22 protein-coding genes and 1 tRNA gene are annotated in these 21,850 nt (G+C 32.2%); 9 read left to right on the top strand and 14 right to left on the bottom strand.

Annotated elements, in window-relative coordinates; genetic code table 11:
• Positions 1 to 71: 71 nt before the first annotated feature.
• Positions 72 to 674 carry a carboxymuconolactone decarboxylase family protein gene (locus KO504_RS09195; protein ID WP_215926182.1) on the bottom strand — a complete coding sequence of 201 codons (603 nt, stop codon included), beginning with the start codon at positions 672 to 674 and terminating at the stop codon, positions 72 to 74.
• 64 nt (positions 675 to 738) lie between these two features.
• Here KO504_RS09195 and KO504_RS09190 point away from each other — a divergent pair, with 64 nt between their 5' ends.
• From KO504_RS09190 to nrtS, 6 genes are all read left to right on the top strand, one after another.
• On the top strand, positions 739 to 1,167 hold the full coding sequence (locus tag KO504_RS09190; RefSeq protein ID WP_215926179.1) for an OsmC family protein: 429 nt from the start codon (positions 739 to 741) through the stop codon (positions 1,165 to 1,167).
• A gap of 20 nt (positions 1,168 to 1,187) precedes the next feature.
• A complete protein-coding gene (gene recJ, locus KO504_RS09185) occupies positions 1,188 to 2,879 on the top strand; it encodes a single-stranded-DNA-specific exonuclease RecJ (RefSeq protein WP_215926177.1) in 1,692 nt (563 codons plus the stop codon).
• Positions 2,880 to 2,905: 26 nt separating this feature from the next.
• Entirely contained in the window at positions 2,906 to 4,018 is a 1,113-nt protein-coding gene (locus KO504_RS09180; RefSeq protein WP_215926175.1) for an OmpA family protein, read from the top strand.
• Entirely contained in the window at positions 4,015 to 5,106 is a 1,092-nt protein-coding gene (locus tag KO504_RS09175) for an OmpA family protein (protein WP_215926173.1), read from the top strand. The genes KO504_RS09180 and KO504_RS09175 overlap by 4 nt, the downstream gene beginning before the upstream one ends.
• Before the next feature lie 91 nt (positions 5,107 to 5,197).
• A complete protein-coding gene (locus KO504_RS09170) occupies positions 5,198 to 6,469 on the top strand; it encodes an MFS transporter (protein WP_179318662.1) in 1,272 nt (423 codons plus the stop codon).
• 66 nt (positions 6,470 to 6,535) lie between these two features.
• The gene (gene nrtS, locus KO504_RS09165) at positions 6,536 to 6,760 is read left to right on the top strand and encodes a nitrate/nitrite transporter NrtS (RefSeq protein ID WP_092466106.1); all 225 of its coding nucleotides are present in this window, start codon (positions 6,536 to 6,538) and stop codon (positions 6,758 to 6,760) included.
• Here the strand turns inward: nrtS and KO504_RS09160 are convergent.
• Both KO504_RS09160 and KO504_RS09155 read right to left on the bottom strand, forming a co-directional pair.
• A complete protein-coding gene (locus tag KO504_RS09160; RefSeq protein ID WP_092466868.1) occupies positions 6,757 to 7,509 on the bottom strand; it encodes a UDP-2,3-diacylglucosamine diphosphatase in 753 nt (250 codons plus the stop codon). The genes nrtS and KO504_RS09160 overlap by 4 nt on opposite strands.
• A gap of 10 nt (positions 7,510 to 7,519) precedes the next feature.
• Complete coding sequence (locus KO504_RS09155; RefSeq protein ID WP_215926171.1) at positions 7,520 to 7,972, bottom strand: 6-pyruvoyl trahydropterin synthase family protein; 453 nt, start codon at positions 7,970 to 7,972, stop codon at positions 7,520 to 7,522.
• 125 nt (positions 7,973 to 8,097) lie between these two features.
• Between KO504_RS09155 and KO504_RS09150 the strand changes: the two genes are divergently transcribed.
• A complete protein-coding gene (locus KO504_RS09150) occupies positions 8,098 to 8,727 on the top strand; it encodes a 2OG-Fe(II) oxygenase (protein ID WP_215926169.1) in 630 nt (209 codons plus the stop codon).
• A gap of 107 nt (positions 8,728 to 8,834) precedes the next feature.
• On the opposite strand, the gene KO504_RS09145 is transcribed toward KO504_RS09150, so the two are convergent.
• Genes KO504_RS09145 through KO504_RS09135 form a run of 3 tightly spaced genes read right to left on the bottom strand, consistent with a single transcriptional unit; the run spans position 8,835 to position 10,869 of the window.
• Positions 8,835 to 9,035 (bottom strand): hypothetical protein, encoded by a 201-nt coding sequence (locus KO504_RS09145; RefSeq protein ID WP_215927451.1) that lies wholly within the window; start codon positions 9,033 to 9,035, stop codon positions 8,835 to 8,837.
• Positions 9,036 to 9,037: 2 nt separating this feature from the next.
• Positions 9,038 to 10,372 (bottom strand): MATE family efflux transporter, encoded by a 1,335-nt coding sequence (locus KO504_RS09140; protein WP_215926167.1) that lies wholly within the window; start codon positions 10,370 to 10,372, stop codon positions 9,038 to 9,040.
• Positions 10,369 to 10,869 (bottom strand): GNAT family N-acetyltransferase, encoded by a 501-nt coding sequence (locus KO504_RS09135; RefSeq protein ID WP_215926166.1) that lies wholly within the window; start codon positions 10,867 to 10,869, stop codon positions 10,369 to 10,371. The genes KO504_RS09140 and KO504_RS09135 overlap by 4 nt, the downstream gene beginning before the upstream one ends.
• A 46-nt stretch (positions 10,870 to 10,915) precedes the next feature.
• On the opposite strand from KO504_RS09135, the gene KO504_RS09130 reads away from it, so the two are divergent.
• The gene (locus KO504_RS09130) at positions 10,916 to 11,713 is read left to right on the top strand and encodes a universal stress protein (RefSeq protein WP_215926164.1); all 798 of its coding nucleotides are present in this window, start codon (positions 10,916 to 10,918) and stop codon (positions 11,711 to 11,713) included.
• A gap of 13 nt (positions 11,714 to 11,726) precedes the next feature.
• Positions 11,727 to 11,800: transfer RNA gene (locus KO504_RS09125), tRNA-Ala, on the top strand.
• Between the two features lie 184 nt (positions 11,801 to 11,984).
• Here the strand turns inward: KO504_RS09125 and KO504_RS09120 are convergent.
• The 8 genes from KO504_RS09120 to KO504_RS09085 all read right to left on the bottom strand — a co-directional run bounded on the left by KO504_RS09120 (position 11,985) and on the right by KO504_RS09085 (position 21,022).
• Positions 11,985 to 14,837 carry a type I restriction endonuclease subunit R gene (locus KO504_RS09120; RefSeq protein ID WP_215926162.1) on the bottom strand — a complete coding sequence of 951 codons (2,853 nt, stop codon included), beginning with the start codon at positions 14,835 to 14,837 and terminating at the stop codon, positions 11,985 to 11,987.
• Between the two features lie 143 nt (positions 14,838 to 14,980).
• The gene (locus KO504_RS09115) at positions 14,981 to 15,487 is read right to left on the bottom strand and encodes a hypothetical protein (RefSeq protein ID WP_215926161.1); all 507 of its coding nucleotides are present in this window, start codon (positions 15,485 to 15,487) and stop codon (positions 14,981 to 14,983) included.
• A 4-nt stretch (positions 15,488 to 15,491) separates the two neighbouring features.
• Positions 15,492 to 16,160 carry a DUF3800 domain-containing protein gene (locus KO504_RS09110; RefSeq protein WP_215926159.1) on the bottom strand — a complete coding sequence of 223 codons (669 nt, stop codon included), beginning with the start codon at positions 16,158 to 16,160 and terminating at the stop codon, positions 15,492 to 15,494.
• Between the two features lie 42 nt (positions 16,161 to 16,202).
• Positions 16,203 to 16,826 (bottom strand): hypothetical protein, encoded by a 624-nt coding sequence (locus KO504_RS09105; protein WP_215926157.1) that lies wholly within the window; start codon positions 16,824 to 16,826, stop codon positions 16,203 to 16,205.
• An 11-nt stretch (positions 16,827 to 16,837) separates the two neighbouring features.
• Positions 16,838 to 16,960: a complement resistance protein TraT gene (locus KO504_RS09100; protein WP_215926155.1), complete on the bottom strand. Its 123-nt coding sequence runs from the start codon at positions 16,958 to 16,960 to the stop codon at positions 16,838 to 16,840.
• Positions 16,961 to 18,226: a hypothetical protein gene (locus tag KO504_RS09095; RefSeq protein WP_215926153.1), complete on the bottom strand. Its 1,266-nt coding sequence runs from the start codon at positions 18,224 to 18,226 to the stop codon at positions 16,961 to 16,963.
• Positions 18,226 to 19,395: a restriction endonuclease subunit S gene (locus KO504_RS09090; RefSeq protein WP_215926151.1), complete on the bottom strand. Its 1,170-nt coding sequence runs from the start codon at positions 19,393 to 19,395 to the stop codon at positions 18,226 to 18,228. Before KO504_RS09090 ends, KO504_RS09095 begins: the two co-directional genes overlap by 1 nt.
• 1 nt (position 19,396) lies before the next feature.
• A complete protein-coding gene (locus KO504_RS09085) occupies positions 19,397 to 21,022 on the bottom strand; it encodes a type I restriction-modification system subunit M (protein ID WP_215926149.1) in 1,626 nt (541 codons plus the stop codon).
• Between the last annotated feature and the right edge of the window lie 828 nt (positions 21,023 to 21,850).

Genomic DNA, 21,850 nt, shown 5'->3' with positions numbered 1-21,850 from the left:
AACCTCACCATTTCTGGTAAGGTTTTCAATCTTATTTATCTAAAAGCTAAGCGCTCTAAAAGTCTAACAATCTAATATCGACTTCCATCATGCTTACCAACTTCATAACCATGTTTCCCTAAATACTTATTGCCACTTTCCACAGCTCCTTCTTCAATATCAGTACCCATAGAATCATTCCAACGGTTTAGGTAACCAAATAATGAAATTACACCTAGCATTTCAACAATTTCACCTTCGTCCCAATGTTGATATAAACGTTCTTTTATCTCGGCATCGACAGCATTTGGTACCATCGAAGCTGCTAAACTAAAGTCGAGAGCTGCACGTTCTGCTTCAGAAAAAGCAGGATGCGTTTTATATTCCCAAATATTATCTAATTGTTCTTGTTCTGCACCATAGCGTTCTGCTGCTCTAATTGCGTGTGCTTGGCAATAACGACAACCTGTAGCATTACTACTCACCCAAGCAATCATACGTTTTAAAGCTGAGGTTACTTTGCCTTCATTGGCCATAACCGCTTTATTCAAATTAATAAATGCTTTGCTAATTGCTGGTCTGCGTTGCATGGTTAAAACCGAATTTGGACAAAATCCAAGGGTTTCATTAAAGAATTCTGCTAATTCTTTGGTTTCCAAATCGTGGTCTGCAGACAAAGGTGTTACTAGTGCCATAGTTATTTTTTTAGTAGTATTTTTGAGCTAACAAGATAGTACTTATAACTTTTAAACTTAAAAAATGACAAATAAAATCACAACCCAATGGAAAGGTGGCTTAACCTTTGAATCTGATAATCCAAGTGGAAAAACCGTAATAATGGATACCAATATTGAAGGTACAGATAAACGTAATGGCCTATCACCAAAAGCCATGATGTTATCATCACTAGCTGGTTGTTCTGGCTTAGATGTTATTTCTACGTTAGATAAAATGAAAGTAGAAATAGATGATTTTAAAATGGATGTTACAGGTGAATTAACGGATGAACATCCTAAATATTACCATACTGTAGTAGTAGATTATCATTTTTATGGTGCAGACTTAAATCAAAAAAAATGCGAACGTGCTGTAAATTTATCTGTTGATAAATATTGTGGAGTCATGGAAATGTTTCGTCGGTTTGCTACTGTTAAAACTAATATTTATTTTCACGAAAGCACAAAGTAATAATCGCGATATAAGACATTATGCGTTGGACATTAAAACCAAAACCAGAACCATCAAAAGTTGAAGAACTAAAAAAAGCACTTCAAGTAGACGATATTGTTGCCACATTATTATTGCAAAGAGGCATCGATACTTATGATGCTGCTAAAACATTTTTCAGGCCTAGTTTTAAAGAACTTCACGACCCATACCTCATGAAAGATATGGATAAAGCGGTTGCTAGAATCGAAAAAGCGATTGAGCAAGGTGAAAATATTATGGTTTATGGCGATTATGATGTAGATGGTACAACCTCCGTAGCTTTAATGTCATCCTATTTAAAAACAAGGACAGATGCTGTTGCCACATACATTCCAGATCGATATGACGAAGGTTATGGTGTCTCTTATAAAGGTATTGACTTTGCAGACGATAATGATATTTCACTAATTATAGCTCTCGATTGTGGTATAAAAGCCATTGACAAAGTCGCATATGCTAAAGAGAAAGGCATTGATTTTATTATTTGCGATCACCACAGACCAAGTGATAAGATTCCAGACGCTGTTGCGGTTTTAGACCCAAAACGCGACGATTGCGATTATCCGTTTAAAGAACTTTGTGGTTGTGGTGTAGGCTTTAAATTAATTACGGCTTTAGCAGCCAACCAAGGGCAAACGGTAGAAGATTTAACCGAATATCTCGATTTGGTAGCTACTGCCATTGGTGCAGATATTGTACCCATTGTAGATGAAAACAGAGCCTTGGCTTATATGGGTTTAAACATTATAAATACCAACCCAAGACCTGGCATGAAAGCGATTATCGCTGAGGTTAAAAAGGACATTCTTACCATAACAGATGTGGTTTTTATTATCGCACCTCGAATTAATGCCGCAGGACGAATGAAACACGGTAACCACGCTGTAACACTTTTAACCGAAACCGATTTTAACCTTGCTGCAAAATATGCCGTAGATATTGATGCCTTTAATACCGATCGTCGTGAAACGGACAAACGTATCACAGAAGAAGCTTTAGTTCAAATTGAAGAGAATAACGAGCAAGAAGGATTTACCACTGTTGTTTATGACGAATCATGGCACAAGGGAGTGATTGGTATTGTCGCATCACGATTAATTGAAACATACTACAGACCAACATTAGTATTTACTAAAAGTGGAGATAAGCTAGCGGCTTCAGCACGTTCAGTTTCTGGTTTTGATGTGTATAATGCGTTGGAAGCTTGTTCAGAACATATAGAGCAATTTGGAGGTCATAAATATGCTGCAGGCTTAACTTTAGATCCGAAAAACTATGAGGCTTTTAAAGCTAAATTTGAGAGTGTTGTAAAAGACACCATAGATCCAAAATTGTTAACACCAGAGCTTAAAGTTGATTTAGAAATAGAACTTGGTCAAATCAATGATAAACTCATGCGAATCCTAAAACAATTTGCACCATTTGGCCCTGGGAATATGTCACCCACCTTTATGTCTCAAAATCTAAAAGATACAGGCTGGGGAAAATGTGTTGGAGAAGGTGATAAACACATTAGATTAACTGTAACCCAATCCTTCAATGATAAAATTGTCTGTATTGGTTTTGGTTTAGGCGATAAAATTGATATCATAAAAAGTAAAAGACCGTTTAGTGCAGCTTATTCCATAGATGAAAATCATTGGAATGGCAACGTCAGTTTACAGTTGAAATTGAAGGATATAAAAAAATAAAACTCATAACGCTTCGTAGATTGTATATGAAACAACCAGTCGTATTGCTTTTCTTTCTTTGTGGATTTATTTCAAATAGTCAAAACTTAGTACTTAATCCCAGTTTTGAGGATCATAGAACAAAACATTGCATTTCAATTTTAGGAGGTTTTAATATTCATATTACAAATTGGTCTATACCAAATTATGGATCAACAGATTTTTTTGACACATGCGAAGAGATTATGGGAGGCAGAAACTATAATGGGTTTCAAGAAGCTAAAGCAGGAACAACTTATGCTGGCATGTATTTGTTTACTGACAAAAATTATAGAGAATATGTTCAAGGAGAACTTTCTAAAACATTAATAAAAGGGAAGAAATACAAAATGACTTTTTATTTGAGTTTAGCAGATAAATCGTCTTTTGCTTTAAAGGATATTCAAGTTTTAATAACGGAAGAAAAACTAAAGCCTTGTCATCACTCTAATGCTTGTGATAAGGCTATTAAACCATCTAAAGCGACTAAAGGAAAGTTTAAAATGTATTCAAATCCTGATAATATTTATTTTTCTAATAAAGAGTCTTGGGCGGCATATACTTTCGAATTTACAGCCGAAGGTTATGAGAACTACTTTTCTATTGGTAATTTTTATAGAAATGCTAAAACAAAAAAAGAAGATGTATTATCTAATAGTCCTTTTTTGTTTTCCTATTACTATATCGATGACGTTTCAATTGAACCCTTAGAAAAAGAAGAAGAGAACATCAAAAAAGACACCCTCAAAACACTTGAAGAACCTACCATTAAAACTAATGAGATTTACACCTTTAAAAATGTATTATTCGATTTTGATAAAGCGGACTTGTTAGTGGTTTCTAAAGAAGAGCTCAATCAGCTTTACAAACATTTAGAAGCTAACCTTACATTAAATGTTGAAATTTATGGTCATACCGATACTATTGGATTAGAAGCCAGAAACCAAGAATTATCAGAACAACGTGCCAAAGCGGTTTTAGACTATTTAATTGAAAAAGGATTGAATGCAACTAGGATTAAATCATTTGGTTTTGGAAGTACGCAACCTATTTCAGATAATGACACAGAAGAAGGACGCCAATTAAATAGACGTGTTGCTTTTAAGTTGATTGAAAAATGAAAAAAATAATCTTAGTTTTTTTACTATTTAATAGCATCATTCTAACAAGTCAAAACTTAGTACTCAACCCAAGTTTTGAAGATTTTTATGATTGTCCAAGAGATATGAGCTTATTTCATAGGAATGTAAAAGACTGGACGATTCCCAATAATGGCACAACGGATTATTTTAATTCGTGTAGCGAGAAAATGGGTTTCCAAAACTTCAATGGCTATCAAAAAGCCAAAACAGGAAATGGTTATGCTGGTATATATGCGTATTTCAAGAAAGACTATAGAGAATATGTTCAAGGCACATTAAAAACTACCTTAGAGCGAGGGAAGAAATATCAAGTTAAATTCTATATCAGTTTAGCGGAAAACTCAAGATACGCCCTTAAAGAATTGGGGATGATGATGACGGCTGAGAAATTCAATGCATCCAAAAGTAAAATTAATATTAATGCAAAACACTTCGCGAATCGAATTCCGAATTTAAAATTCCGTCCAACGTTCAGTAAAGAATTCTATGATAATGACAAAGACTGGATGGAAGTTTCCTTTATTTATACCGCAAATGGATTTGAAAACTATTTTGCTATTGGTAATTTTAATTCTAATTCCGATACCAAAAAGAGTAAAGCGCGACAAACGGGTTATAAACCATTTTCATACTACTACATTGATGATGTTTCAATAGAACTTTTAGAAAAAGAAGTCGTTATAGAAACTATCAAAACAGTTGAAGAGCCAACTATTAATACCAATGAAGTTTACATCTTCAAAAATGTATTATTCGATTTTGATAAAGCGGACTTGTTAGTGGTTTCAAAAGAAGAACTCAATCAACTTTACAAACATTTAGAAGCTAACCTTACATTAAATGTTGAAATTTACGGACATACAGATGCCACTGGGTTAGAAACTAGGAATCAAGAATTATCAGAACAACGTGCCAAAGCGGTTTTAGATTATTTAATTGAAAAAGGATTGAATGCAACTAGGATTAAATCCTTTGGTTTTGGAAGTACGCAACCTATTTCAGATAATGATACAGAAGAAGGACGCCAATTAAATAGACGTGTTGCTTTTAAGTTGATTGAAAACTAAATAAAACCTTTGCTTATTATACATTTGTATTGAATCAATTGCAGACCTGTTAGGTTTTTAAAACCTGCTAGGTCTCGTAACTTAAATCATCTTGGCAAAAAACGATCCATACGCGGCATTAAGAATCAAGGAATTCAACATCTTTTTATTGGTGCGATTCGCCTTGGTTTTTGGTTGGTCTATGCAATTTATTGTCATCGAATGGCAAGTGTATGCTTTAACCAATGATAAATTAAGTCTAGGCATTATTGGGCTTTGCGAATTTTTACCCGCATTTTTATTTGCCCCTTTTGCAGGTCATATTGTTGACAAAAAAGAAAAACGAAACTTATTTACGCTTTGCATTGCCTTATTCTCATTAATCAGTTTTGGCTTGTTTTGGCTCACTTCAGAAGCTATTGAAAGTTCTTGGACAGTCAACTATATTCTATATGGCATATATAGTTTAGTGTTTTTCGGAGGCGTTTTAAGAGCCTTTTTTGGGCCTACTATTTTCTCGCTTATAGCCTTAATTGTACCTAAAAAAATATACCCAAATGCAGCGACTTGGAGCAGTAGTACTTGGAAAGGTGCTAATGTATTTGGTGCACTTTGTGGCGGATTTTTAATCGCATGGATTGGTGTGCATCATACGCTTGGAATTATATTTTCACTCGTGATGTTAGCATTAATATTAGTCTTTGGTATAAAAAAGAAACCTGTTCTCAATAAAAAAACGAATGAATCGGTGATGGACAGTTTAAAAGTTGGACTACGATTTGTGTTTAACGATAAGGTTATTTTAGGAGCATTAACCCTAGATATGATTGCTGTTTTATTTGGTGGCGCTGTGGCCATATTTGCTGTATTTGCAAAAGATGTTTTAGATGCAGGTCCAAGAGGCTTCGGTTTTCTAAATGCAGCGTTGTCTTCGGGAAGTATTATTACTATGGTGGCAACAACCTATTTACCAATCACAAAAAACACAGGGAAAAAACTGCTAATTTCAGTCTTTGGCTTTGGAATATGTATGATTATTTTTGGAGCTTCTAAGCTACTTTGGCTGAGTTTGGTTGCTTTATTTTTATCTGGTGTGTTTGATGGTGTGTCTATGGTGATTCGTCAGACCATTCTTCAGCTTAAGACTCCAGATGATATGAGAGGAAGAGTTGGTGCCGTTAACTCTATGTTTGTTGGGTCTTCTAATGAGCTTGGAGCGCTTGAAAGTGGAGTCGCTGCAAAACTATTTGGAGCGCCATTGGCTGTAATACTTGGAGGTACCGTAACACTTATTACGGTGACAACAATGCATTTTAAAAACAAATCATTACGTGAACTAGATCTTACTAAAGATATTGAAGAACACGAAAAAGATGGAGTATAAAATCACTTTTAAGGCTTATCATTTTTATTACTTTTGCCAGCAAAATATTTAAACATTTCATTTAGTATGATTCTAAAACTGCTTAAAATAGCTTTAGAAAAAGACATTGTCATCTCTTCAATTAAAGTCGCTATAGTGGTTGGTTGTATTTTAAATATTATCAACCAAGGAGACCTTTTATATCATTTGAATTTTGAAAAGGTAAATTGGGTAAAGCTTGGCTTATGCTTTGTGGTGCCTTATTCTGTGTCTACTTACGCTTCTGTTAAAGTAAAAACAGGACGACATTAATAGGTTTTAAGTTCAAAATTTTCACCGTCAAAAACTCCGTAGGTATAATACTGAATCCAGTCGCCTAAATTAATGTACTTAGACGTTTCATTTAAGTCAATTTCTAAAGGCAAATGTCTATGACCAAATACAAAATAATCTCGGTGTTTATCTTCGAGTTTACGTTTGCAATATACCGCTAGCCATTCATTGTCTTCTCCTAAAAACTTTGCATCATCATCGCCTGAAATCATTTTGTTTTTTACAGACATATATTGTCCGATTTTAACTCCAATATCGGGATGCATCCATTTAAATAACCATTGAAAAAATGGACTTGTAAACACTTTTTTCATGCGTTTGTAGCCTTTATCTCCAGGACCTAAACCGTCACCATGACCAATAAAGACAGAGGTGTCATTAAACGTGAATTCTTCAGGCTTATGATATACAGGAATACCTAATTCTTCTTCAAAATAGCCATTCATCCATAAATCGTGGTTACCTACAAAATAATGAATCGGAATTCCGGAATCACTAATTTCTGCTAATTTCCCCAAAGTTCTTGTAAAACCTTTAGGCACTACGGTTTTATATTCAAACCAAAAATCGAAGAGATCTCCCATTAAGAAAATAGCCGCCGCATCATGTTTGATCTCATCTAACCAAGCGACGAATTTTTTTTCACGAGGTCGAGACGCTTCACTAGTTGGTGCGCCTAAATGATTATCTGATGCAAAATAGATTTTTTTTCCGTCGGCAATATGTATGTGGTTCGGTTTACTCATTATCACTAGCGTACCATTCAGCAAAAGAAGAGGTGGTTTCTGAAAGCCTTAAAGAATGTAATTTTATAGTTTCTGGTAAACGCTGTTTTATTTTTTGCGCAAAATCAATCACCATCATTTCACTTGTTGGCTGATAATCTACAAGCAACACATTATGCTCTCTAGCTTCTAGTTCCTTGGCCAATTCTACGTGTGGTGTGTTTTTATTAAAAACCGTAGCATGGTCAAAAACATCTACAATTTCTTCCTTTACTATTTTCTTTAAGTCACCAAAATCGATGACCATTCCAAATTTTACATTGTTGGAATCGGCTATTGGTGTGCCTATTACGGTAACAAAAAGGTGGTAACTATGACCGTGGACATTTTTACACTTTCCGTCGTAACCATATAGGGCGTGACCTGTTTCAAAAGAAAATTGTTTTGTAATGCGAATTTTACTCATGCGATTTTAAATTATAGTGCAAAGATATTATAAATGTAAAAGGAATGGCTTTTTAGATTACATTTGCGCACTTTTTTTAAATTTTAAAAAAATTATGAAAAGATTAAATTTCTTTAAAAGTCACGGTGAGTAGCCTTTTCGAAGCTATTCCGTTTGTTGAAAACCCGCTTTATGAGCGTGTTATTTCAGACATTTCATCGCAAAAATATAGTATTGTTGATGATTTTTTTTCAGAAGATGAGGTTGTTGCTCTACGGCATTCATTGCTTTTAAAGTATGAAGAAGATGCGTTTAAAAAATCGGCTATTGGGAATAAAATCAATGCGCTTGTTAAAAAAGCAGTGCGCGGAGATATTATTCTTTGGATAGATGAAAACGTTATCAATTCTGCGGAGCAATTATTCTTCAATAAAATTAATGATTTAAAAGATTACCTCAATCGCACCTGTTTTCTTGGTATTAATCAGAAGGAATTCCATTATGCCATTTATCCTAAGGACACCTATTACAAACGCCATTTAGATACATTTCAGAATGATGATAGACGTAAATTATCTTTTGTTTGTTATTTAAATAGTGAAGATTGGAAACCCGAAAACGGAGGTGAATTAGTCCTTTATTTAGACGGTGAAGACAAGGTTATTTATCCATTTCCTGGCAAAGTTGTTATTTTTGAAAGCCAAGAATTAGAGCATGAAGTAAAACCTGTAAATACACAGCGATTGAGTATTACAGGTTGGTTAAAAACGCGGTAAACCTATATTAACGTCTTTTATATTTGTTGTAGAAATATACAATTATAAGTACTAATCCTAATATAAGGAATAAGCCGTTTCCACCCAAAAAGCCAAGAATATCCATACTATTCGTCTTTATATCTGTTTTTGTTATATCTATAAATCGCAAAAGCGATAAGAACCAAAACCACAAAAGGTAAGAGTGTACCAATAAACACGCCAACACCATAACTGCTGTCTGGTGCATTTTTAAGTTTTTCGTCTATATTACCGTCTTGTAGTATTGTTATTAATAAGCTCATTATAGAAATAAAATTAATAATCAAATTTAAGTGTTTTGCGCTAGAGGAATAAATGTTTTTCTAAATTTTATTATTAATGGTAAGCCTCGAGCAATCATCCACAATGTAAAGGCGATAAAAATACCATAGAGTTTATAATCTAGGCGATCGACCCAGAATATAACTGGAACAAAAACTACAATTGTAGAAAATAATAAAACGTTTCTAAGATACTTCATCTTACCCAGTCCTTTAAAAACACCATCAAAAATAAAGGCCAAAGCACATAAAGGTTGCATGGCTAAAACAATCCAAAATACCTTATAGAATTCTTTCAGTACGTTTTTGTCATTACTAAACAGGTTGCCTAGAGGATAGTAAAACACAGCACCAATTACTCCAATAAAAAGTCCAACGAAAATGCCATATTTAATCAATTTATTACTTAATTCTAAAAGGTTTTTATAGTCTTTTGCACCTAACAATTTTCCTGATAAAATATTACCAGCACTGGCATAACCATCAATAAGAAAAGCACCCAAAAACCAAAGATTGATGGCAATGGTATAAGCTGCGATATAATTTTCACCGTATTTTGTAGCAAAGCTAGTTCCAAAATACAAGGCAATATTTAAGGCAATCGTTCTAATAAATAAATTGAGAATCATTAACGCGAAACGTTTCATTTCAGGATTAAAAGGCAATTTTGCGATTAACGGAATATCTGTTTTTTTGAGTAAGTAATAAGCCGAAAGTAAAGCCATAATTAATTGCGCAATAACACTGGCATATGCAGCACCTTTAATATGCATAGCAGGAATAAAACCGTTAATACCATAGACAAGCACAACGTCGAGAATAATATTGGCCAATGCACCAGAAATAGCAATTAGCATAGGGAAATAGGTGTTTTGAAGTCCTCTAAAGGTTCCAAAAACAGCTATGGTAAACAAGGTAAAGGGAAATCCAAAAACCCGAATTTTATAATAGTCTACACTAAAATTCAATATGTCTCCTGAGGCATTATAAAGTTGAAAAATGTGAGATGCTAAAGGATAGGTTATAGCAATAATAAATAAGCTTAAAGCTGTAATTACAAAAATAGCTTGGGCTGGTAAATTCTTCACGGCTTCCACATTTCCGGCACCCAAGTATTGCGAAATGATTGAAGAAATGGCACTTCGAGTTTGGCCTAAGACCCAAATTAGCATGGATAAAAATGTCGTTACAATACCAACGGCTGCCAAAGATGTTGTAGCATTCTGTTCCATATTACCAATGATTGCCGCATCGGTTAAAGATAAAATAGGCTCAGACACTCCCGCAATTAAAGCAGGAATCGCTAATTTATTAATTTGTTTTAAAGTTATAGCTGTGCTCACAATACCAATTCGTAACAGTAAAAAGGAAATTCACTTTGCTTTGGAAAGTAAATATTCCCTAATCGTTTATAACCGCGAAGTTCGTAAAACTTTTGGTTTCTTTTGTTCTGCGAAAAGGTATCTAATCGAATAGAACTATAGTTGTTATCAATAGCAAATTGCTCTGCAAAATGCATCAATTGTTGTGCATAACCTTTGCCTTGTAATTGAGGATGAACAGCTAAACGATGAATATAAATGTTATTAACATTAGGTGTTAACCATTTGATAGGCTCATATTCCGAATCCATAAATGTAGAAATCACAATACAAGCTTTAATTGCATGATTAATTTCTAAAACATAAAGTTCTTCGCGTTTAATGTCTTTGCGAAATGCAGATGTATTGGGATAGTGCTCATTCCATTGATAAATACCACTAGAAACCATAGATTTAGCACAAGCTTTTGTGATTTCTAAAATGGGTTGAATATCTTTTTCTTCTGCTATTCGAATCATTTATAATGTTTACTTTTGTCCTAATGTTAATCTTAATTTTCTAAAGATGAAAACGCTATTAGTTCCTGTTGGTTCCTCAAAAAACGCAAAGTCGCATTTACAATATGCTATAGATTTTGCGCAAGCTTTTGGTGCTAAGGTTTATGTGGTTCAAATATATGATGTTTATAGCAAAGCAGGCACCATGATTAAGATAGATGATATTTTAGAAGCCGAGTCTAAATCATTTTTAGAAAAACATGTAGCGTCCATAGATACTAAAGGTGTTGAAGTCATTACCAAAACGTATAAAGGGAAGTTGGTAAAGACCTTAGAAAAAATCTGTAAAAAATTAAATGTTGATTTAATCCTTATAGAGCCGCGTACCAATTCTATTAAAGACGAAGTGTATTTAGGAAAAACGTCTGGTAAGATTATTAAACAAACACAAATACCAGCATTAATTGTTCCTGAAAACTGCGTGTTTAAACCTTATTCAAAAATATTTATGGCCGTTAAATCTGCGACTGTAAAAAAAGATAAGGTTTTGCTTCCTTTAAAGTATTTAAAAACACAATTTGAATCTGCATTAACCTTACTTTTAGTAAAGACTCCTCATCATAAAAAGCGTGACTTTGAAATTAATGACGAGTTAAAATCGATGATTACAACAACAATAAACGTTGAAAGTCCTAATACATTTTTAGCGCTTTTAGAACATTATAAAGAGAATGACCCAGATTTATTATGTGTAGTGCGTCGAAAACGAGGTTTTTTCAATAAATTATGGGAAAAGGATACAATCTTGAAAAAAGATTTTCACAGTTCCACATTGCCAGTTTTGGTTTTAAGTGGACTAAAATAATATCGAATAATTTGGGGATGTAGCTCAGTTGGCTAGAGCGCTTGACTGGCAGTCAAGAGGTCGTGGGTTCGAATCCCATCTTCTCCACTACTAAAACCAATACATTCGAGAGTTTTGTCGATGTGTTGGTTTTTTATTTGCAGAATAATTGCAGAATTTAAAACTATTTAATTGTTCGTCCTATCTTATTGAGGTAAATTGTATATAGATGCCTTTTATTGTCTATAGATTAACGCTTTTAGAACTTTATAAATGGTTACTCATTATGAAATTAATTATCCATTCCATTAATAAAAGTCTCTACAAAGTTTATTACTTTATTTAAAATTCTATCTCCTATTGATTTACGTTTCAAGACACTTGGTTTATTACCTTCAATTAAATCTAATAATTCATCTCGCAAAGGTTCTCTTTCTGCATAGAGATAATCTTCAATTAGTTTTTGCGTTTTCTCTGATGATAGATTTTCCTCTTTTACAAATACTTTAAATGCTTTTTGCTGTTCTTCTGACCAGAACTTTTCAAACTCTTGTGGTATGGTTTCAGAATCTTCAATTTCAGGTAAATTATCTTCTATAAACTTTTCTATTAATTCTCGCTTACTTCTTAAATTTGCTTCACCTGTTAATAAATCTACGACCTCTTTCTTTTTAGCTTCTTGCTCTTCTTTTTTAACATCTTTTAGATTCGCTAATAGATTGAGAATATAAGTAACATTGATTTCATCTCTATGAATTAATTCTAATTCAAAATCAACATCATCCAAGATAGATACTTTTTCTTTAGCTGTATCATCTTTAGTTTTTTGCCATAAATCTAAATATTTACTTCGGAAATCATTGAATAATTGCTCTTCCATATCCAGATCTTCCCAGTCAAAATTGGCGAAGGTGGTCATGGTATTTTTTAAACGCATCAATTCTCTAAAAGCCTTGATAAATTCTAATTCGTCCTCTTCACTTACAAGATTGTTTACACTATTGACTGTTGGCGTAATCTCCATTAACGCTATAAAAGCATCATTGAATTTCTCTGCATAGTCCTCATAAGGTTCCATTATAATAACATCTATCGCTTCTTTATTACTAAAGAGTGTTATAGCCTCGTCTGTTACTTTTTTAAGGTTACGGAAAACTACAATATTACCTTGAGATTTTTGCTCGTTAATAATTCTGTTTGTTCTTGAATATGCTTGAATTAATCCGTGATATTTTAAGTTTTTATCTACGTACAATGTATTTAACGATGGACTATCGAAACCTGTAAGAAACATATTTACTACTAACAGAATATCAATTTTACGTTCTTTAACTTTCTTAGATATATCGTTGTAATAATTGTAAAAAGACTGACTGTCTTTTGTTGAGAAATTAGCACCAAACATTTCATTATAATGCCCTATATAACTTTCTAACTTGTCTCTTTTATGAACATTTAAGCCATATAAAGCAGGTGTTTCCTCAACTACTGAAACTTCTTCTGGTATATAACCGTTTGCATCTGCATCCTCCTCGTTAGCAACATAACTAAATATGGTTGCTATTTTTAGATTATGTTCGCCTGCTTCTTTTTTACGTTGTAGAATATCATAATAATTAACTAACATATCTGTACTACCCACACAAAACATTCCTGTAAACTCTTTGTTGTGTGTTTTACGGTTGTGATTTGCTATAATATAATCTGCTATTTTTTCTAAACGTTTGGGTGATTCCATTAACTCTTTACGGTCAATGTCTTCTACTTCAATATCTATTTCGGTTGCTGATTCTTTTTGCTTGTATTTACCAACATATTCTACTGCAAACTTTAATACATTTTCATCTTTAATAGCATCTGTAATGACGTACTTATGTAAACAATCTCCAAATAATTCTTTAGTGGTTCGCTTTCCTAATTCATTTTTAACAGCATTATCTGCAAATATTGGTGTACCTGTAAAACCGAACATTTGAAAGTTATTGAAGAATGCTTTTATACGGTTGTGCGTTTCTCCAAACTGACTACGATGACATTCATCAAAAATAAAGACGATGCGCTCCTCTTTCATTTTCTCCATCTTAGCTAAATAGTTCTTTTTACTTATCGCTGTATTTAATTTTTGAATGGTAGTTACAATAATTTTAGTATCATCACTAAATTGTTTTACTAATGCTTTTGTATTGTCTGTACCATCTATACTGCCTTTAGAGAAACTATTAAACTCTTTGGTAGTTTGGTAATCTAAATCTTTTCTATCTACTACAAATACCACTTTTTTAACTTGTGGCATTTTCATAATTATTTGACTTGCTTTAAAAGACGTCAACGTTTTACCTGAACCTGTAGTATGCCAAATATAACCGTTGTGCGTACTATTTTTAACCTTATCTATAATGCTTTCTACTGCATAATATTGATAGGGTCTTAGCACCATTAGTATTTTATGTGTTTCGTTTAAAACAATATACTTACATATCATTTTAGAGATATGACAAGGCTCTAAAAACTCACTTGTAAATCCATTTAAAATATTGGTTAAACGCTTGTTTTCTTTATCTGCCCAATAGAATGTTTGCTTAAATGATTGATGCCTGTTGTTTGCATAGTATTTGGTATTTACACCATTACTGATAACGAATATTTGAACGTATTGAAATAAGGCTGATTTAGCACCAAACGAATGTCTTTGATAACGGTTTATTTGATTAAAGGCTTCTTTCATTTCTAAGCCTCTACGTTTTAATTCAATTTGAACTAACGGTAAACCATTAACCAATAAAGTTACATCATAACGATTTTTATAAGCCCCCTCAATAGTAACTTGGTTGGTGACTTGATATTGATTTTGACACCAATGCTCCGTATTTAAAAACTCGAAATATAGATTATCGCCATTATCTCTAACAATATGCTGTTTTTCTCTTAGTGTTTTAGCTTTCTCGAATACAGAACCTTTACTTAAAATATTTAAAACACGTTCAAATTCTTTAGCAGTAAACGTTATGTTGTTATGCTTTTCTAACTGTGCTTTTAAATTAGCTAATAAAGTTGCTTCATCTGGAATACTAACTTTAGTATAGCCTTGATTTGATAACTGTTCTATTAACTGATTTTCTAATACTTGTTCTGGTTGTGAACTCATTTGTAAATGTTAATAATTTGTGATGATTGTTAAAAAGTTTGTTTGGAAGCTAAATAATATCATATATTTGCACCGAGTTCATTTCTCATTTGAGAAAAGGAAATCGAGAAACGCAAGCCATAGAAGCTCTGCGTTTTTTGCTTTTATAACAGTTCCATCAACCTTCTTTTATACTTTTTTTCAAACTTATTACGCTTTGCATCTTTACCTCTTACATAGTAAGCAGATAGTAAATAATATTCATTTTTATTTCGTAAAGGTTCTAAAACAATAACATATTTTTCGTCTTTATCATATATATAAGTTCTGTTACCATCTGGTTCTTTAACAGAATAGACTAACATATTTTCTTTCTTTTTTTCCTCTATATGATATTTAACCCAATGTAATCTTTGAGAACGATGCACATCATATTCTCTTGCTCTCGTTTTTTTATCAACCATAACTCTTGTTAAATGAAGAAATAAGGTATCCATTTTTATTTCCCCATCTAATGGCGTAGGTGTTATTTGTTTTGTTCTAAACTTAAAGTTACTATTATTGGTAATATCTCTATCAAAAACACCTCTTAAAGAAATATTTCTGTTGTGTGGTGACATACCTGTAATATCTAATAAGTCGTTATATCTTTTTAGCTGATTGAATGGCATACACTTATCTTAATTCAATAAAAAACAGGTTCATCTTTTTTGAGTAATTGGTCTTACTCAAATCTTCGTTACAATGTTGTTGAATCTTTTTAATGATTTGCACCTTTGCTTTATTTTGCTGATGCTTATCATTATGTAAATAAGAAATTGCTCCCATTAAAAAATCTGCCATTTGCATTATTATACTTTCGTGAGAACGTATGTTTTGCACATTTCTAAACACACCAAATTTGGTGTTTAAAATATCCTTTAGCTTGTTTACCTTGTAAGCACTTAATGTATCTTTTATGTCTAAATACACGTTATATTTATATAAACTACTTAAATTATGGTTTAATAAATAATAGTACATTTTATAATAAAAATCGTCGTAATCTTGATTAAAAGCATCATTATTAATCTTAGATTTTTCTACACCAACGGTTCTAAATTGCAAATCTGTAGCAAAAAAATAATCTACTAAATCTAAATAAAAACGCAGTTTAGATTTAGATACTTTAGACCATTTAATCTCTGCATAAAAATTATGCTTCTTTTTTAGGTCGTTAATGTTTTCGGTATGTAGTTTTACTTGATTGTATGCACTACTTACCGAACCCAGAAACATATATTTTTTATGGTCGTTTTCTATATGGCAACTTTCATCGCAGTATATGTTAAATGTTTTACTCATACTTTTATCATTTTTATCACCGTATGTAATGTAAATCTTTCTTTAAAGAAATAAAATTCTTTTTAAATCTCTGTAATCTTCATATCCAGATGACGCTTCAAATTCTTCTATATCAAAAAAATGAGCTAAACTTTTCTTGTCAAGTTTTTCATAAAGGCGTTTGTTTATTGATGATATATTTTGGTCAAACTTACTACAGATAATATCTGCTAACATTCTCGATGCTGTTTCCCACTCTAGAGAAATACTCCTTTTTTTAGATACCCAACAATCCTTTTCAAAACAACTATTAGTTAAAGGACTATAAGTACGAATTTGTTTTAGCTCCCAATCTTCGGCTGAAGGCGTTATAAACTCTTTTAATATCGCATAAAATCCAAGAACTGAATGTTCTAAAAGTGCGCAATAAACATTATCAAATCCTAAATCATATATAATAGTATCTTCAGCTTGTTTATAATACTGAAAATTGTGGGCTATATGTTTTAAAGCCAGTTCTTCTATTGGTGATTTAATACTTATGTAATTTTTTAAATAGGTAATGGCTTCTGATATGTTTATGTCGTCTGCCCCATATAGCGATAAAATAAAATTTGTAGTATCTAAATCTTCAGGTTGTAATAAGCTTATTCCTTCTTTGTTATTAAGTAGATCCTGTGTAATCATTTTCTAATGGTTTATGTTTTTTTATTACTAACGATTAAAGTAGCTTCATCAGGAATACTAACTTTAGTATAACCACTATTTGATAACTGCTCTATTAGCTGATTTTCTAAAACTTGTTCTGGTTGTGTACTCATTTATCTAAATTTTCTAAATGCTTGTATAAATTGATAAATACCGTAGCCTACTGCAATACGACCTAAAAAATCTAATACATAATACAGGCTACCAGTTGGTTCAGCAGTCTCAAGATAACTAAATTTATGTGTAGGAATTAGAAACTGAAAAAAGTATCCTATTCCATCTCCAACTGCTGACCATTCCCAACCCGACCAAGAAAACTTATTTGAAGCAATAGCTGAGAAATAAAAGAAAAAAAAGCCTAACCCTATTGTAAATAACAGTGCTCTTCCAGCAGATGTTCCGTGCTTATTTGACCACCTATTAAGCCATAATGTAGCTTTATCAACACTTGTGTCCCAAGATTTTTTTTTGGTTGATAAAACATGCTTATATGTACGTTTTTCGAACCTTTTAAATTTTAAAGACTCAGGAATGTTTTGCTGTTTTTCAAAATCTACTTTTAGGATTCTGTAGGTCTCTAGTTTATTTTGAAGGGGTATTAATCCATCTTCGGAAACTGCTTTTTCGTATTCTTTCTCATTACTAGGGTCTTTGATTGTTATGTATTCCTTATAACCATGTTCTATGTTGAAAATAGCTAGCTGACCCTTGATAATTGCTAAAGAAAAATCAAAACCCTTTTTAAATTGTGTTGCCCTCATAATCACTTTATCACTTAACAACGTATAAGTAAATAACAGATTTGCTTTGAATGTAGTTGCTGATAGTACGATGATGTTAAGGAAATCTGTTTTATAGAACACCACATTTTTAGTAAAAACGGTGTAATAGAAGTCAACAAGTGCATAGAAAGTGGCATTCTTGAAATTAGTGTTATTAACTATGCAACTTTTAATTCTTAACTTACCTAAGCTACTTCCTTGATTTCCAAACTTAGCATTTTCAAGATTAAGATTAGAAATTTCACAATTTTTAAATGATATATTCTTGTCTCTTGAACGTATTTTTAGTTCGTCCCTAAACCAACATTTATCGTAAAAATTTAATTCCCTTGCTGTAGACCGAATATCTACTTTTCCTTCAAACTCACAATGACTGTAGTTTATGGTGCTCTGACTAATTCTAGAATTTATGTTTTCCTCATAACTAGAAGCCTGATAAATTGCATAAGGTATAGAAATGTCAAACCTTAATCTAATATTGTTAAAAATATTAGCAAGTTTACTATAGTTCTTTCTATCAAAAAGCGCAATAATATGGGCATCGAACTCTTCTTTTGTGTGAAACGTATGTTGTATGTTATTGGGCCTTTTCTTCATCAAACAAACATCTGCTGTAACAAGCCTTTTTTATAGGCTTTTGTTTTTTCTATTTTGGTATTTACTAAAGCTATGTTTTTATCTAAGGCTGATAAAAAATTAGCGATTTTGGTTTGTTCTTCATTTGATGGTAGAGGAATTTTTATTTGTGAGAAATTCTCATAAAAGAGATATTGACGCACACCTCCTTCTTGGTATCTTAAAATATCTTTATTGAATCTATCTGTATCTAAATAAGCTAATAAATATAAATCTTCTAATTCCTCATTAGTTTTAAAACAAACATATAATGAGCTAATAATAACTTCATTCAAATCATAGCTATAACCAATTGAACCTACATTTATTCTTGCTGGATTGTATGCAAATGTTTTTTCATATACAATTTTATACATACTAATATCATAACCTCTTTCATTACTGTCTAAACCATCAAATTGTTCTGATTGTGGTCTAAAACCTTCTTGATTATTAATTGAATAAATTGGATATTGAATATTCTCTTTATTCTTTTTACCAACCTTATAAGTTAAATCTCCTAACTTCTTTTTCTTCCACTCAGCAAAATCATTTCCATCTTCATCTTTAAATCTTAATTCTTGTTTAAAGATTTTTTGCATGACACCTTTTTTATATTGCTCTAAAAGGTTTTTCTTTTTTTCTAAAGTTTGGATTTGGGTGTCTATGGCTGTTAGGAAATTGGCTATTTTTTGTTGTTCTTCTTTGTTAGGGTATGGCATTTTCATATCAAATATCATATCTCTTCTAACGGAATCAACAGAGTTTTTGGCACTAAGACGCATAACTCTCTTATAAAACTTTTCCGAAAAAAAATGATAAGTGTATCTGATTGAAAAATTAGAGTCAAAATTAGTCAAAGCATAAACTCTTTGATGTAAATCAAATTTACCATCAACAAGATGATATATTTTACCTACTCCAGCTCCATCACCAGATGTTAATATAGCTTGTTCATCAAACGAATAAGAATTAATACTTTCAATCGTATTAGATCTAACATAAAATGGATATAACCCGTTCTCTTCTTTATCCTGTGTATCTTTGTTACCCGTTTGTATTTTACAAATCTCTCCTAACTTCTTTTGTTTCCAAATTTCTTCAAACTCTGGAAACCTCAATTCTGGTAATAACTGTTTTTCTTCCTGCATCTTAAAACGGTGTTTTAATATTTAACTCTTGGCAGAAAGAAGCAATAAGGGTTTCTCTTTCTTGTAAGTCAGCATCTAAAATTTGAATTTCAGTAGCTACTACATCTATATCAATTTGTTCTTCCTCTTCAAAAGTATCTACATAACGTGGTATGTTTAGGTTGTAGTCGTTTTCTACCACTTCGCTTAAAGGTGCAACATAACTGTATTTATCTTCGGTTTTGCGTGCTCTATAGGTGCTTACAATTTTATCTATATTAGCTTCACTTAACATATTTTGAGTTTTCACTTTCTCAAAATGTGAGCTGGCATCTATAAATAAAATATCGTTAGGGTTTTCTCTACATTTTTTAAATACTAAAATACAAGTCGGTATGCTAGTACCATAAAATATATTGGCGGGTAAGCCAATAACAGCATCTAAGAAGTTTTTTTCTTCGATTAAATACTTACGTATGTGGGCTTCGGCGCTTCCTCTAAACAAGGCACCGTGCGGTAATACGACTGCCATTTGTCCGTTTTCGGCAAGATGATGTACCATGTGTTGCACAAAGGCAAAATCGGCTTTGCTGCTGGGTGCTAGTTTACCGTATTGGCTAAAACGGTCATCACTCATAAAGAGCTTATTGGCACTCCACTTGGCAGAAAATGGTGGATTAGCTACAATGGCTTCAAAACGGTGTTCTAAATGTTGTGGGTGTTCTAAAGTGTCTTCTTGTTTAATATCAAACTTACGATAATGCACACCGTGCAAAATCATATTCATACGTGCTAAATTGTAGGTGGTTCGGTTTAATTCTTGTCCGTAAAAGTTATTTACTTCTTCGACTTCTTTAGCTACACGAAGTAACAAGGAACCAGAACCACAGGTTGGGTCGTATACAGATTTTAGCTTGGTCTTCCCTGTGGTTACCAACTTGGCTAATACCATACTTACTTCTTGTGGCGTGTAAAATTCGCCTGCTTTTTTACCTGCACCACTTGCAAATTTCCCTATTAAGTATTCGTAAGCATCGCCCAATACATCTAATTCGGTATTTTCTAATTTAAAATCTATTTTATCTAAGTGTGCGAGTACTTTAGCGATAATCTCATTACGCGCTTCTGGACTTTTTCCTAACTTGGTAGAGTTTAAATCCATATCTTCAAAAAGGTCTTCAAAATCTTCTTCGCTATCCGTACCCATTGTACTGTTTTGGATGTTGTTTAAGATTTTTTGTAGGTCTTCTAATATGAAGTTGTCTTTTGTATTGTAAGTTTCAGAAGTATCTTCTGCTACGGCATCACTTTCTTTCTCATCCTCATTATGATTCCCACGTTTAGAAATCGCAGAAAATAACTCGGCTGGTTTTAAGAAGTAACCTAGTTTCCCTAAAGCTTCTTCTTTAATGGCTTCTATGTATTCTTGTCCGTCTTGGGTGTTTTCGTCTATTTCTGAAAACAAAAAAGCATCGCCACCTTCTGTAAGAATGGTATTGGCGTAAATTTCCATACGCTCAGAAAGGTACTTGTAAAAAATAAAGCCTAAGATGTAATCACGAAACTCATCGGCATTCATTTTACCACGTAGGGTGTTGGCAATATTCCAGAGTTGTTGTTCTAATTGTTTTTTATGGTCTTCTGACATTATTTTATTGATGTTATGATTAAATCTAAAAAAAAAGAGGATGTGTCAAATTTTATTAATGATTAAATTAATAAAACTAGGCAACATAAAGTAGTATTTGAATTAATTTAAAGACTTGAAATATACCAAGAATTTATTTAGATTTCAATTATATAAAGGTTGAAAAGTGAAATTTATAAAACATTAAAAAAACTAAAATGCTACAAATTGAAGCAATAGTATTTATTGCAGATAAATTTTCGTAATGCAATTTATAAGATATTTTTCAAGGGTTTTGAGAGAGAGTGGTACTTCAGATGTTAATGTAAGCGAATATCAAAGAATGCTTAATATAATAGTATAAGAGAATCAAATTAGTGTTTTTAATAGTTTGGTCTAGTTTTATTTGAAAAAGAAAGGATTCTTGTAAAATGATAAATGAAACAAAGGTAATACCGTGTTTTAAGTATTGGGTTGTTATAATTTAGATGAACGGTAGTTAAAACGGTTTTCTTTCGGTTTTTATCTGTCTGTTTTAGTAATCGAATGTGATTTTCACGGTTTTTCTACGTTTTTTTTCTGTTGTAAGATTAAGAGTATATTGTTGCTACGGTTTTCTTTCGGTTTTTTTACCATTTTTTTAACCTGCTGTAGTATTGAAAAAATGATTTTCACGGTTTTATTACGGTTTTTTTTACCATTACTTTTAATCTGTTGTAGTGTTTAAAGACGATTGTTACGGTTTTTATTGCGGTTTCGAAAACGAGTGTTTAATAAAAATAATCATTGAAGTCTTTTTATTCAATTATTGATATAATGATTAACAAAAACTGTTGAATTGTTGAATTG

The organism is Winogradskyella psychrotolerans, assembly GCF_018860565.1.
GTDB lineage: Bacteria > Bacteroidota > Bacteroidia > Flavobacteriales > Flavobacteriaceae > Winogradskyella > Winogradskyella damuponensis.
This window is presented reverse-complemented; position numbering and strand designations above follow the sequence as displayed.

Bases quoted from the DNA above. Each gene is read 5' to 3' on its own strand.
- KO504_RS09095 (WP_215926153.1), bottom strand. From the start codon at position 18,226: ATGAAGAAAAGGCCCAATAACATACAACATACGTTTCACACAAAAGAA.
- KO504_RS09190 (WP_215926179.1), top strand. From the start codon at position 739: ATGACAAATAAAATCACAACCCAATGGAAAGGTGGCTTAACCTTTGAA.
- nrtS (WP_092466106.1), top strand. From the start codon at position 6,536: ATGATTCTAAAACTGCTTAAAATAGCTTTAGAAAAAGACATTGTCATC.
- KO504_RS09100 (WP_215926155.1), bottom strand. From the start codon at position 16,960: ATGAGTACACAACCAGAACAAGTTTTAGAAAATCAGCTAATAGAGCAG.
- KO504_RS09090 (WP_215926151.1), bottom strand. From the start codon at position 19,395: ATGCAGGAAGAAAAACAGTTATTACCAGAATTGAGGTTTCCAGAGTTT.
- recJ (WP_215926177.1), top strand. From the start codon at position 1,188: ATGCGTTGGACATTAAAACCAAAACCAGAACCATCAAAAGTTGAAGAA.
- KO504_RS09085 (WP_215926149.1), bottom strand. From the start codon at position 21,022: ATGTCAGAAGACCATAAAAAACAATTAGAACAACAACTCTGGAATATT.
- KO504_RS09120 (WP_215926162.1), bottom strand. From the start codon at position 14,837: ATGAGTTCACAACCAGAACAAGTATTAGAAAATCAGTTAATAGAACAG.
- KO504_RS09195 (WP_215926182.1), bottom strand. From the start codon at position 674: ATGGCACTAGTAACACCTTTGTCTGCAGACCACGATTTGGAAACCAAA.
- KO504_RS09175 (WP_215926173.1), top strand. From the start codon at position 4,015: ATGAAAAAAATAATCTTAGTTTTTTTACTATTTAATAGCATCATTCTA.
- KO504_RS09180 (WP_215926175.1), top strand. From the start codon at position 2,906: ATGAAACAACCAGTCGTATTGCTTTTCTTTCTTTGTGGATTTATTTCA.
- KO504_RS09105 (WP_215926157.1), bottom strand. From the start codon at position 16,826: ATGATTACACAGGATCTACTTAATAACAAAGAAGGAATAAGCTTATTA.
- KO504_RS09115 (WP_215926161.1), bottom strand. From the start codon at position 15,487: ATGCCATTCAATCAGCTAAAAAGATATAACGACTTATTAGATATTACA.
- KO504_RS09135 (WP_215926166.1), bottom strand. From the start codon at position 10,869: ATGATTCGAATAGCAGAAGAAAAAGATATTCAACCCATTTTAGAAATC.
- KO504_RS09130 (WP_215926164.1), top strand. From the start codon at position 10,916: ATGAAAACGCTATTAGTTCCTGTTGGTTCCTCAAAAAACGCAAAGTCG.
- KO504_RS09110 (WP_215926159.1), bottom strand. From the start codon at position 16,160: ATGAGTAAAACATTTAACATATACTGCGATGAAAGTTGCCATATAGAA.
- KO504_RS09155 (WP_215926171.1), bottom strand. From the start codon at position 7,972: ATGAGTAAAATTCGCATTACAAAACAATTTTCTTTTGAAACAGGTCAC.